Raw genomic sequence first — 13,376 nt, 5'->3', positions numbered from 1 at the left:
TGTCAGATACCCAGGTCTTTTGAAGGAGTTTCTGCTTTTCGTAAAGACGAATCGCCTTAACTTGGTGCGTATGGGGCGAATGAAGACATTCGACCCCTGCCACCCGATGGGGCTAGGCCTCCGTCATAATCTGCGCAAATAAGTGCATACGAGACCCTCACCCGGCACTTCGTGCCACCCTCTCCCACGCAGACGTAGGCGAGGGTTCTTGACTCCTTCTCCCGTTCCGACGGGAGAAGGCCGGGATGAGGGCGAGTTCGAACGTATTGGGCGAACAATCCACTCCCAGTCTCATCGCGAGCTGTTTTTCAACTCCGCTCTCTGAAAGTCAATCGACGCCCCTGCGGATACCTTGCTGACTGTTACACATCGAGCGGCAAAACCCTCACCCGGCACTTCGTGCCACCCTCTCCCACGAGGACGCGGGCGAGGGTTTGTGAGAGAGGCGCACGACGCAGGCGAATCGAATTCAGGACAGGAGAGAAGATGGTGCAATCCGTCGGAACTTCTTGCACCCTACCGCAGAGCCTTTGACAACAACCCGGCTTACTTTTTGTCGATGTTGCGAGACTGTTCGAGCAACCAGCGGTCGAGGCGGGCCTGCACATCCGGAATGCGTCCCTGCTGGCTGTCCCAGATGACTTTCAGCGGATAGTCGTCGGTGGGAGTTTCGCCACTGAGCTTGAGAATGTACTGCCACATGAGCACTGCAGTCAGTGCGTCTTCGAGCAGCAGGTCATCGTATTGCAACAGGTCGGGATACTTCTTGAGCATGGCTCCGAAGTTCTTCATGCCCGATTCCACCAGGGCTTTTGCTTCCGTCAAGCGCTGTTCGCTGTAAGCGACCTGTGCTTCGTAGATTTCCCGGTGAGCATCCGCCATCTGCGGTTCACGTTCACAACGGGCACGTTCTCGCCAGTAGCGGTAGTTGCAGATCTTCTGATAGTCATCGACGGCCTTACGAAGCCGGCGTTCTTCGTCGCCGGTCTTGGCCTGTCGGCTGATATCGTCCTCTGTCATTTCCATCGACATACCAACTTCAGGGACTTCGGGAACATAGAAGACTTCCCGGCCGAACTTGGTGGTCCAGTCGCGATAAGCATCATCCCAGGCGACGCGCGTCTGCTCACCGAAGACGCCGTCCTTTTGCAGAGCAGCAGCATAATCGAAGTACGAGCGTGCGGGATAAGACCGGAAGAGAGTCCGGTCGAGAATGCGCTGTCGCTGATTGAGCTCGCGATCGTTCGCTTTCAGATACCAGTCACGGGCAACGAGGTAGTTATCGAGCCCCTGTTCGTTGAGCTTTGGATCCGGCCCGCCTTTGTAAAGTTCGGTATCTGGATCGTTCTTAAAGAACTTGCGGAAGTAGCGGGCTTCGTCGGACATACCAATCTTGAAGCCGATGATCCGGCCTTCTTCCCAGGCGAGATCGGGATTCTTGGCGTTGATATCAATCCCGTTCTGCAGAAATTTGGCCCCTTCCTTCACCCAGTGGAAGCGATCTTTGACGCTATCCCATTCGGCACTCACATTGAAGGCCAGGTTCCAACTGGTGAATCGCCAGACTGAGATGAAGTGCGGCTGCAAGCGGATGATGGCATCCGACGTGGACTTCATTTGAGCCCAGTTCTTCGTGTTCTTGTAATGATCCATATTGGACCACAGGGTGTTCACCGCAATCCCACGAAAACCAAGCAGCACCATATTCATGGCGGCACTGGTGGGATCGATCTTGCCGATATCGGATTCACCCAGTTCGAACTTGGATCTCATTGAAGAGAGCAGACCCGGAGGGGTCGAACTTCCACCACCTGGCATCCCCAGGAGAACGATGGGAACGAGGAGCAGGACAATAAAGCCGAGATAGGCCAGTTTTCGATTACGTGATTCGGACTGGTTCATTTTGCCTCCAGTTCACGCGAACGCAGACAGTAGTAGCCGATAAGTACACAGGGAATAAAGTAGCCAATCGTGACCAGCACTGCGGGAAGCAGTGTGTTCCAGTTATCTACGTCGAAACCGTTGGCAACGTAGCCAGTCATATTGAAATAACTGACATTTGGGAGAATCTGCTGGATGAGCCACAAGAACCCATTCATGACCCAGTCGACCCATTTGATGAGTTGAGTGCCCGGATTGCTGGGCAGATCGGTGGTATCGTTCATGTAGGTCGGGATGCGGTAAGCTGATTCGAAGGCCCCGCCACCTTTTAACTTACCAGAAAGCAGGTCCCGGATGAATTCACGGGCCGTGATACTGACAGTCAGGAAGGTGAAGGTCATCATAATGGCAAACGGGCCCTTCACGAACGTACTGGCTGTGACACCTAAGGTGACAGTCAGCACCATAAATAACCAGATCCCCAGAATCGCTTTGAAGAATGTGACTGCAAAGGGTGCGTCGGGAAGGCGAATGAAGAGATCCGACCTCGCCATCCCCAGGTATTGGCCGGGATCGGTACAGGCGACGGCAATGGTCAGGCTGCCATCTTTGGCGACGAGATCGTTGATCAGGTCGACCGTTTTGGACTCATTATCTTTCGTTTCAGCAATCAGCGTGCGGCGAATGCCATCGGTTCGGCCGCTGAATTCATCGCCAATTTCGAGAGTGGCGGCAGTCACCTCCAGATTTCGCTCGGGATTCAGGATGATGTACTGAAAGCGGGTGGTGCGATCCATATTCCCTTTATGAGAACGGAACGCTTCGATGCGGGATTCGAGACGGAGGGCTTCGTAGGTTTTGCCATCGTCGTCCGTCATGGTTGTCAGCATCGCGGGAGTGACGTTTTCGAAGCGCCAGATGGCCCGACTTTTCGTAGCCCCTTCGATATAGCTGCGATAAGCCCAGATATCGCCCACATTAATGCCGGCATCGGTCTTGTTACCCGTGCGGTCAAGAAAACTTAACTGGCCCCAGATGGGCTGCCTGGCGGTGAGTTCTGATCGGGCAGAGACCGGTACCTGGCGATAAATCCAGACCAGTGATGTGACAGACATAATCCCCAGCAGCACTGTCCCGACGCCGACGTAGCCCAGGATACGCGAGAGAACAATTTCGAATCGGCGGGCGGGTTTGGTCACAACCGTGTGAATCGATCGCAGCCGGATATCTTCCGGAATACCGATGCAGGCCAGAAGCAGCATCACGATCATCGTGAGCCACGTGAGGACGTTGAGAATAAAGGTCACGTGGATCTTGACCGCGTCTTTGGCGTATTTGGCGGATTGATCGGGATCCGAAAGGAACCATCCGGCAAACATGAACAGGACGGCAAAGACCACAAAAACGAAGAGTGCTTTGCGGCGAATGGCCTCGGTAAACGTCAGTTTGGCCAGGGCGTAGCAGCGAGAAACAGAGGTCGAAAAGATCTCGACAAGGCTTTGGCCCAACGATTGGCCATACAGGGCCGCACCTGCGGCACCGTTTGAAACCAGATTCGAGGTGAAGGTAATGAGCAGGACGCTCGAAAAAATGACCGCGATCACAGCCAGCCATTGCAAGAAGGCCGAGAGCAGCGGAAAGGGATCCGGAAGGAAGTCCATATTCGATTACGCCGTAGAAAACTGATGATGATAAAGAGAAAATCCCAACGCATTCACAGGCCATCCCTGAATGCCTGCCCTCGATGATTTTCAAAGAAGGCAGGCCAGTGGCCACAGGCTTTGTGGCCGGGGTTGCCTAGACCGAAATGCGGCGACCAGGACGTTCGCGGCTTTCCTGAACGGTCCGCAGGAAGAGGTCTTCCAGCGACGATGTGGGTTGATCGATCTGCACGTCGGAGACGCCATGTTTCTTGAGAACATCGAGCACTTCTTTGGCAGCGGCTTCGGAAAGCTTGCTCGAACGGATCTGCGTGGCATCCTGTTCTTTGACCAGTTCATCGACGCGGCCCATCACCTTCAACTCACCGCCGTAGAGAATCGCGATCCGGTCGCAGACATCCTGGACGTCGGCGAGGAGGTGGCTGCACATGACAATGGTTTTGCCCTGCTCTTTGAGCTTGAGGATGAGATCCTTCATATCCCGGTTCCCCAGAGGATCGAGACCGCTGGTGGGTTCATCGAGAAGAATCAGCTCGGGATCGTTGATCAGAGCTTGAGCCAGACCGATGCGTCGGGTCATCCCTTTGGAGTACTCTTTGAGTTGCCGCTTGCGGGCATGAGAGACTTTGACGAGTTCGAGAAGTTCGTTGGTGCGCTGTTTGCGAACATCGGCGGGGAGACGGAAGAGCCGCCCATAAAAATCGAGCGTTTCTTCGGCATTGAGGAAACGGTAGAGATACGACTCTTCGGGCAGGTAACCAATGCGTTCATTTTTGGAGACATCGGTCGCGGGTTTGCCGAGGATGGAGATTTCGCCTTCTGTCGGGAAGAGGAGGCCGAGCAGCAGCTTCATGGTGGTCGTTTTGCCGGAACCATTGGGGCCGAGGAGGCCGAAAACTTCGCCCTTACGAACTTCCATGGTGAGCGATTTGAGCGCCTTCACCTTGGGGCGACCCCAGAAATCCCGATAGTCTTTCGACAGGTTTCGAATCGAAATGACGGGTTCATTCCCGGACGACAGGGAGGATGAATCTTTAGCCGCTGTCGGAGAGGCGACATCTGTGCTCATCAGTGACTCAACTCTCAGAATGTGCTGGCTTGGCCAGCGGGTAAAATGAACAAATCACCAGTATAAAGACGGATCAATCTCAGTCATAAGTGGCAAACTCTGGAATTGATTTTGAAGGGCGCATTCCAGATTTCGCAAGTGTCAATCGATCATGTCTTCACCAGCCACTCTCCGCAACCGGTGGAGGCACTGGATATACGAGGCTCATCGAGAATTCGCGGGAGAATACGAATTCGTGGGGTATTTCGCGGGTTGAGGAGGCTTAAGATTCGTGGAAACTTCATGAAATGGGAGTTTTCGCTGACAAAAAAGCCGCTACGGAGGCACACCAACAGTGACCTCATGTACACATTTTTCCCGTTTAAGGATCCGGAGAACCTCGCACAACAGCGATTTGGGCTCTGGGAATAGGGTTCACGAGGACTTTTTCTGCACGTTAAACCGAGTCGGAAGGAACGACTGACGGTGCGGTTTCCTGCGGAAGGGCGGCTTTGGAGGTGGCAGGGGATTTTTTTCGTCCAGCCAGCGGATGCAGAGAGAACGGTGTATGGTCATCCAGGCCGACGACTTCGAAGGTTGGAATGCTGCTCTGGAATTTTGTTTCGAGTTCATGGAGTTTTTCCATGACGGTATGATCGATAAATGTCGTTTCTGTCAGGTCGAGGATGACTCGCTCTCGCAAGGTAAGCTGCTCTTCGATCGTCTTCTGGAGCCGGGGCCAGTTGCTGAAGACGACTGCCCCAGTCATTTCGAGCGTCACGGCAGATTCGGTTTCGGCTTCGATCGAAAGCTGTGGTGTCAGCATGCTGCGCGCCGACCGGCTGTGCCAGAGATTGATGATCAGCTTGCAGCCCACACCGGTCACAATGCCAATCAGGAGGTCAGTGGCCAGCGTGGTAACAATTGTGACCACGAAAATAGCCAGTTGCTCACTCCCCACGCGATAAGTACGCACAAAGGTGGCTGGTGAAGCGAGTCGAAAACCGGTGTAAACCAGCATGGCAGCCAGTGCTGCGAGTGGAATACTGTGAATCAGACCCGGAAACAGAAGCACAAACGCGAATAAGAACACTCCGTGCCAGAGATTTGCGAACTTGCTTTTGGCACCACTCGCGATATTGGCCGATGACCGCACAATTTCGGAAATCATGGGGAGTCCGCCGATCGCAGCAGCGAGGGAGTTGGCAACTCCGACGGCCAGCAGATCGCGGTCGTAATTCGTTTTGCGTTTTTCGGGATCGAGCAGATCGACAGCTTTGGTACTCAAGATCGATTCGAGACTGCCAATGAGCGTGAACAGCAACAGATACTTCAGCCCGATCCAACTTGAAAGACTGCGAAAATCGGGGAAGGCAATGGCCGCAAGTGGATCGCTCAGCACATCGGGAATCGTTACGAGAAACCTGGGGCCGACCACGTACTCAATCGCTGATTCTGAAGAAAAGGCACCGATGGGGAACAGGTATTTGTGCTCGTGTTCGAGATCGAACCACAGACCCATACCAATCGAGACCACAATCACAACCAGTTGAGCAGGGACCAAGCGGAAGAGCTTCCAGTAATGTCCGACGATGGGCAGGGTGAACATGATCAGCAGGCTGACAGCGCCAATCAGAAAGATTTCCGGATTGGACTGCAGAATCGCTGCAGGGAGATTTGCGAGTAGTACCAGTGGAGACGCTGGTTCGTGCCCATGGCCCAGTGGAGCATCAGTTCCCAAAAGACCATAAGCCTGTTTGGCAATGACGATTAAGCCAATGGAGACCAGCATGCCATGCACTGGGGTGGAGGGGAATAAGTCGGAGATCTTCCCGAGTTTCAGGAGACCAATCAGCACCTGGAGGAGGCCAGCCGCGAATCCGATTCCTAACGTCAGGCGATAACCCAGCAGCATGCCTTCGGCTGTCGTTGTGTCTCCACCAAAAGCAGAGCTCAGTTCCATGACAGCACCGGCGACAATCACGATCAATCCAGCAGCAGGCCCTTTGATGGTCAACTGAGAATTGCTGATGAACGTACAAACAATTCCACCAATGACGGCTGTCCAGATGCCAGCGATCGGCGGGAAATTGCTGGCCTTCGAGATAGCCAGGCACAATGGCAGGGCAATGAGGAAGACGAGAAATCCCGAGACGAGATCAGCAGTCATTACCGGGATGATGGACGTGGAATGAGGAGACTTTCGCCCTGAAGGATTCAAGACTTGGGAATTCTCCAACGTACTCGGCGTTTCCATCGGCATGTTCGCAACACACTCAAGCGGTTGTCAGGTTGATTTCTCTGATGACGTTCAAGGTCAAGCCCATCGTTCTGGTCACCTTCCACTGGCAAAGCCCCCAACCGGGCGAATTCCTGTCTCGATTATCGTCGAAATTTTCCAAATGCAACTGCCACGCCATTCTGCAGGCCAGATCACTGAATTTGTGGGGAAGAGTTGGCATTCCCAGTGAGACGGCTCGCCAGAAAACGATTTCCGAGAGTTTGACATGCATTTGGCTGGGGGCGATTGCCGGAGACGAAGCCTGACAGAACTTTCAGGAAAAGCTTGTCGTTTTGCCAGATGTTCGTGATCAACGACCTGAGAAAATGTCACGTTTGCCGATCGAATGAGCTGTAATGACAGCTTTTCCAGCAGAACGGATCCATTCGCGCTGGTTGACTTGTTGGACCAGCAGGCGGATGAAGACATCTGGCCCCTGCTACGCGGTCATACAACCGATGTGACGTTGAAGAGGGAAAACACCACGCCTTTTCCCACTGTTTTGATTTTTTAGGGGCTCCAGGGTCGTGCCCCCAAGACCAGGTCAAGAGTGTTGGCGGGGCACGCGAATGGCGCGGCTTCTTGTTGTCGTGCCTTTGCACGACAACCCGGCCACGAGTTGGCCGGGCTACCCTTGGCGAAAGATAACAGCGCGTGGTCTGGGAAGACAGGCTTGCCCGGTATCAGGTCAAAAGAGGCTGCAACCATGGTAGATTGGGCGGTACTGGTTCATTGCAAGCTGACTGCAAGACACAATGCGGCGATTAAGCGGGGCGATTCTTGCCGGGAATCCAGAGGACATCGGCTTTGCCGCCATCGTTGCAGAGTCTCGCCAGGCAGAAAAGGAGATCGGAGAGCCGATTGAGGTAGATCACACAATGAGGGCTGACTGGTTCCTGGTCACTGAGAGCGATGACACCAATTTCCACTCGGCGGCAGACGGTTCGTGCGACGTGCAAAGCGGCGGCGGCTTCTGTGCCGCCAGGCAGTACAAAGCTGGTCAGGGGAGTCAACTGATCGACAGCCTGATCAATCGCTTTTTCGAGACGCTCAATTTGAGCGGCCGTCATCCGCAGGGCTTCTCCAGGTGCTTCGTTCTCTTTCTGAGGGATGCACAGATCAGCCCCCAGATCAAAAAGATCGTGCTGGATCGAGGTGAGCAGTTGTCGAATTTCGTCAGTGAGCTGGGCATGTAACGCCACGCCCAGGCTGGCATTGAGTTCATCAACGCCACCATACGCCACAATTCGGGAACTGGTTTTCGAAACACGGTCTCCGTTGCCGAGGCTGGTTAATCCCGAGTCGCCCGACTTGGTGTAGATTCGATTCAGGTAGACCATCAGTCATTTCGCTTTGAAGGCAAGAAGTCGAGCACGCGGCGAGAGAGTACTTAGAAACGCTATACACAGATGTGAATCTGCGAATTTTGATTCTAGTACAATTCCGCAACTCATTCACCTCAGTCAGTCACTCGATGGTCGATTCATACCTTGGACCGTGAACTGGTGAGGGATGGGATCTGCTGAACTTGTTTCTGACCTGTCGAGACGTTGAGCGTCGATTAGTGGCGACGCCTGTATTCGCCGGGAGTGACTCCCAGCTCACGGCGGAAGGTACGTACCAGAACTTCCACGTGATTGAAGCCCGTGAGTTGTGCAATGCGGGCCAGTGGAAGTGTGGTTTCACCCAGGAGTCGTTTAACGTTCTGCAATCTCATCCTGCGAAGGACATTAGCTGGAGTATCGTCGAGCACTTTATGGAAGCGGTGTTCCAGCACCCGGCGGGAGACATTGAGGGCTTTCTCCACATCCGCAATCTGAATCGGTTCGCTCAAATGGTCACGCATAAAGCGAACGGCCATATCGACCAGAGGATCATCGACAGCCGATGTTTCTGTGGATCGGCGCTGCACCACACCGACGGGGGGGACAAGAATCGGCTCTTCCGGTGCTGGTTCGCCATTCATGAGTTTGTCGAGCAAAGTGGCTGCTTCGTAACCGACACGGACAGGCGCCTGGTCGATATTGGAAAGCGGGACGGGTGCCAGCGCTGACAACAGCGGATCATTTTCACCAACCAGCAGGGCAATATCGTCGGGGATCCGAAACCTGCTGAGGCGGGCACAGGTCATTAACTCGCGGCCCACTTCACCACTCCAGGTGAAGATTGCCGTTGGCTTGGGGAGCATCTTCAGCCACTGCAGAAAACCTTTGCGTTGAGTTAAAAGGTCAGGGACAGGAATTGGCACTGTGGGCTGATAAATACTGGTCTGATGACCGGCTTGCAGCAGCGTATTGATGTAGTTTTTCCCCAGCAGATCGTCATATCCGGCACGATGAATTGGCCCGATGTAAGCGAAGCTGCGGAAGGACTGTTCGAGGAAATGTTCGGCAGCGAGCCTTCCGCAGGCCGCTTCATCGGAGACGACTTTGGGGATCCGGAGGGAATGCTGCCCCATCCAGGAGACGTTGACGCAAGGGAGATTGCTTTTGAGGATCTGCTTTTCGAGTGCGGGATGAGTGAGGCGGGCAATAATGCCATCGCCACTCCAGCCCTTGGGAATCAGCAGTTTTTCGTCGTGACCGCGTGGCTCGATAAAGAAATCCCAGAAGCCGTGCTCGCTGGCATATTGGGCAATCCCGCGCAAGACCTGCCTCGTCCAGTCAGATGAAGTATGGACGATGAGTGCCACACTGCGATGCATGGTGGGTGGCATGGCCGATACCGGCAATGTCGCTGGACGCGGAGAAATTTCGGACGAATCCTGGGAAGCGGGGGCTTCTTGCGACATACGACCTCGATCTGGAGTGGAAAGATGTGACTTTAAGTACCGGCGCTCATCATTTCCTGACGAACTCAGGGAGATTGTGAGTCAAACTTCATAAACACGGGGAAACTATCAAAAGAATTGCGTAAATACTCATTGGAGCGAATCGAGGTGAAGTACACACTACCTGTCGTTGAATTCACTTCCTGAGAGATGGGTGGAGGTGAGCAACGCATCTTTTCTTGGGGAATCCTTCTCGTTCCCCCTCAAGATCTCTTCATTTTTCAGGTAGTGTACAATGAAAATGCGCATTCGCAAAGGGTTTACCCTGATTGAGCTTTTAGTCGTGATCGCAATTATTGCGATTTTGATTGCTTTGCTGCTCCCGGCTGTCCAGCAGGCCCGGGAAGCGGCTCGCCGGACACAGTGCCGGAACAATTTGAAACAATTGGGACTGGCAGTCCATAACTTCCACGATCAGTTTGGAAATCTGCCGCCGGCTGCCAATACCGGACTGGGAGAAGTCTGGTCAGCAGCACTCCTGCCCATGCTGGATCAGGCCCCGCTTTACAACACGCTGGATACGACCAACCTGTTTACGAACTACACAGAAGGGAACAACTGGGGAAATGGCTCAGCGACTTATGCAGCCAGTGGGACAAGTGTGACCGATCGAAACATCCGTGCCTGTCGAGCGGTCATTCCTGCGTTCCGTTGTCCTTCATTGCCGGGTCCAACCAACGTGCTCGATATCAGCACTGACGGCTGGTATGTGAGTGACCGATTTATCGCGACTTATATTGCCTGTGCCTCTGGGACTGCTGTCACCGATGCCAATCGATTCCTGGACGATAATGGCATGCTCCCTGTGCGTGATAAGGTCACACCCGCCGGTGGAACCATTTCGCGAACTCCCACGAATAACTTTCGCGATATTACGGATGGCCTCTCGAACACCGTTCTGATTGGCGAAACCAGGCCACAGACTGAGAACCTCTCATCACCAACGGAACCTGTGGATGGCACAGCCACTGGCCAGCGCTATGATCACTGGATCATGGGTGGTGACGGCATGGACACAGGTGGCACGAGGACAGATGCCTCGGAGTTTTTCGGTTCGCTGGGTGTGGGAATCAACCTGTGGGACTCTGTGACAGCGACCGATGTACAGAAGGAAGTTTCATTCGGCAGCACTCATGAAGGGGGTTGCCATCTGCTGATGGGTGACGGGTCTGTCCGCTTCATCAGCGAAAACATCGACTCGACCATTCGCACAGCCATTGGGACTCGAGCCAGCGGCGAAACGGTTGGTGAGTACTAAGGGGCTTTCCGGGTAATAACAGCACGGTGTTGGTTGAGAAGCCATGCTTGCCCAAAGCTCATGTCTTCGACACACCACTTGGCAAGCTTGCTGATTTGAGGTGAGGCTGGAAACTGTGTGGCTGGGGTCAAACGTCCTCGTTTGCCCCCAGGTGCTTTGACGCTCATCACTAATAGAAAACGTGCTTCAAAGTCGTGAATGCATCTCGCGGATGCATTGTGCTGACAGCGCTTTGGAACTGGGGGCGGATGAAGACATTCGAACCCAGCCATCCGAACTTACGTCACATATGATTTGGATAGACGCAAAAATCACGCCCTTCCGCAGAGCCTCCAGAGTCTTGCCACCCAAGGCCATTTGAATCGTTGTGTTGGCGGGGGCCTTATGAAGTTAGCGTCCCAAGCCGCTTGATGGGAAGCAAAAATACTTCAGGCGGGGAGCTGGCTGGCGACCTGTTGTGAGAGTTCGGGAACGACCGAATGTGCCAGAGCCGTGCGGCAGATTCGCGAAAGGGGATAGTCGTTGCGCACGCCAAGGCCCAGGGCCTGGTGAGCGGTATCGACCTTCTGAATGATCTCGGCCAGTTTGAAGGCACTCCACTTGGTTTCGAGCAACACCAGTTGATCGAGACCGGAGTACTGCTGTCTGAGACCATCGGGCAGTAGCGACGAAATGGCAATGGCAGCGACAGACGTGCGTCTCAGGATCGGATCTGCCAGGAGTCTTAAGCCTTTGTGATGCATGAGAATGCCACAGATCAGATCGTCGGGAAGTTTCCAGCGAGTGGCCAGACCGGCCGCAATGAGTGCGTGATCCCAGCCGAACTCCCGCTGTTCGTATTCGTCGAGTCCATCCGGCTGTGCCACACGATCACTGGTGAAAGGTGCGTAGCGGTCAAAGAGATCATTGGTCAGGACGGGAAGTAGAAAATCCTGCATGACGGCTCCGGCGAAGGCACCATCTTCGTCGGCCCCTAACAGCCTCGCGACTTCCCGGGCGAAGAGGGCTCGCTGCAGGCTGGTGTTCCAGAAGCTCGCCTGATGGATGAGCTTTGATTTTCGAGAGCGAATCGCTGCCTGAGCACCACTGGTCAGCACGAAAAGTTTACTCTGGCGAAAGCCCAGGATCGACAAGGCCTGGAGGACTGTCCGCACTTTCGTTCGCAGCCCGATGAACGATGAGTTGGCATAGCGCAGCAGTTCGACTGTCAAACCGGAGTCCGTCTCGATGATCGAAGCGAGTTCCCGCATTTCGATCTGTTCATCTCGAGAACGATCCAGAAATGCAGCGACCGCATGGGGCAGTGCCGGCAATTCAAGAGTGGGAGGCAGAACCGACAATTGAAACGGCCCCATTGCCTTTTCACGGATTGCGCTCCAGTCGATGTTGGACATGTTGACCTCTCTCATGGACCGGAACTGGCAGTGGTCAGTTGGCCGGGAGGACTCGCTGAGACCAGCAGTTTTTCCAATCGTCTGACCAGTGGGAAAGGGTTTTTCAACCCCTGGCCCAGTTCCTGAAACGACCTTTGGACGTTCTCAGCCATTTCTTGTACTGATAGATTCGGGATGATCGCTTCGAGTTCGAGTAACTGCTTGAGTCCATCGGGCGATTGCTTGAGTGGATCGGGGATGAGTGAGGCACAGGCCACCACTGCACAACTGGTCGATTTCATCTGGGGATGCTTGAGCAGTGTGAGCCCGGCATGATGAAGCAGCACTGAGCAGACGAGGTCGTCGGGGAAGTTCCAGGAGTGCATCATCTGCCCCATGGCGAGTGCATGGTCCCAGCCAAAGGCCTTCCGCTCGAACTGAACCAGTGCGGGCCGTGTGGAGTCGGGGAGACTTAAGAAACTCAGGTAGGTTTCGAGCAGTTCATTCCCTAAGGCGGGGAGCAGGAAGTCGGTGAGCATTGAAGCGGCGAAAGAAAGTTCGCTATCGGCACCAGTCCGGCGGCTCAATTCGCGTGCAAAAAGTGCCCGCTCCAGATTACCAGCGGCAAAAACCTGAAAGTTGACCAGTTTGGATTGCGAGGCTTTGAGGGCTCTTTCAACGCCAAACGAGATCAGAAGCATTTTGACGTTGCGTATGCCCAGAACAGAAAGTGCCTGTTTGGCACCATTGACTCTGGTTCGTAAACCCATGGAGGCTGAGTTGGCGTGCTTCAAGAGTTCGCACGTCAAGCCGGCATCCGCTTCGACGATTTTCGCGAGCTCGTGAGCTCCCGCATTCGGGTCGTCGGCCTTGCGATTGAATTCAATCACGGCGGTGGGAAGGACTGGCAGTTTCAGCGATGGTGGCAGAACCACTGGGGGAACTTTCCCAATGAGTGACTGCCGTAAATCCGTCCAATTCATGGTGACTATCAACGATCAGGAACAAGAATCCTTTATGGCCACACTCATGAATAGTTCGCAT

General features: G+C 54.2%; 9 protein-coding genes. 1 reads left to right on the top strand and 8 read right to left on the bottom strand.

From position 1 onward, the window contains the following. Positions 1-546: 546 nt before the first annotated feature. The 6 genes from A6X21_RS12345 to A6X21_RS12315 form a co-directional block, all read right to left on the bottom strand. Positions 547-1,902 (bottom strand): hypothetical protein, encoded by a 1,356-nt coding sequence (locus A6X21_RS12345; protein ID WP_068848301.1) that lies wholly within the window; start codon positions 1,900-1,902, stop codon positions 547-549. Further along, complete coding sequence (locus A6X21_RS12340; protein ID WP_068848299.1) at positions 1,899-3,542, bottom strand: ABC transporter permease; 1,644 nt, start codon at positions 3,540-3,542, stop codon at positions 1,899-1,901. The genes A6X21_RS12345 and A6X21_RS12340 overlap by 4 nt, the downstream gene beginning before the upstream one ends. A 136-nt stretch (positions 3,543-3,678) precedes the next feature. Beyond that, complete coding sequence (locus A6X21_RS12335) at positions 3,679-4,611, bottom strand: ABC transporter ATP-binding protein (protein ID WP_013111992.1); 933 nt, start codon at positions 4,609-4,611, stop codon at positions 3,679-3,681. A 436-nt stretch (positions 4,612-5,047) separates the two neighbouring features. Next, positions 5,048-6,853: a SulP family inorganic anion transporter gene (locus A6X21_RS12330; protein ID WP_068848297.1), complete on the bottom strand. Its 1,806-nt coding sequence runs from the start codon at positions 6,851-6,853 to the stop codon at positions 5,048-5,050. Between the two features lie 782 nt (positions 6,854-7,635). Beyond that, on the bottom strand, positions 7,636-8,211 hold the full coding sequence (locus tag A6X21_RS12320) for a cob(I)yrinic acid a,c-diamide adenosyltransferase (RefSeq protein ID WP_068848293.1): 576 nt from the start codon (positions 8,209-8,211) through the stop codon (positions 7,636-7,638). A gap of 221 nt (positions 8,212-8,432) precedes the next feature. Then, positions 8,433-9,662 (bottom strand): AraC family transcriptional regulator, encoded by a 1,230-nt coding sequence (locus tag A6X21_RS12315; RefSeq protein ID WP_013112148.1) that lies wholly within the window; start codon positions 9,660-9,662, stop codon positions 8,433-8,435. A 274-nt stretch (positions 9,663-9,936) separates the two neighbouring features. Between A6X21_RS12315 and A6X21_RS12310 the strand changes: the two genes are divergently transcribed. Continuing rightward, complete coding sequence (locus A6X21_RS12310) at positions 9,937-10,959, top strand: DUF1559 domain-containing protein (RefSeq protein WP_068848291.1); 1,023 nt, start codon at positions 9,937-9,939, stop codon at positions 10,957-10,959. A gap of 428 nt (positions 10,960-11,387) precedes the next feature. On the opposite strand, the gene A6X21_RS12305 is transcribed toward A6X21_RS12310, so the two are convergent. Together A6X21_RS12305 and A6X21_RS12300 are read right to left on the bottom strand one after the other, a co-directional pair. Continuing rightward, entirely contained in the window at positions 11,388-12,353 is a 966-nt protein-coding gene (locus A6X21_RS12305) for an HDOD domain-containing protein (protein WP_068848289.1), read from the bottom strand. Positions 12,354-12,364: 11 nt separating this feature from the next. Next, on the bottom strand, positions 12,365-13,315 hold the full coding sequence (locus A6X21_RS12300) for an HDOD domain-containing protein (protein WP_068848287.1): 951 nt from the start codon (positions 13,313-13,315) through the stop codon (positions 12,365-12,367). Between the last annotated feature and the right edge of the window lie 61 nt (positions 13,316-13,376).

This window comes from Planctopirus hydrillae, assembly GCF_001707835.1.
In the GTDB taxonomy this organism is placed as follows: domain Bacteria; phylum Planctomycetota; class Planctomycetia; order Planctomycetales; family Planctomycetaceae; genus Planctopirus; species Planctopirus hydrillae.
This window is presented reverse-complemented; position numbering and strand designations above follow the sequence as displayed.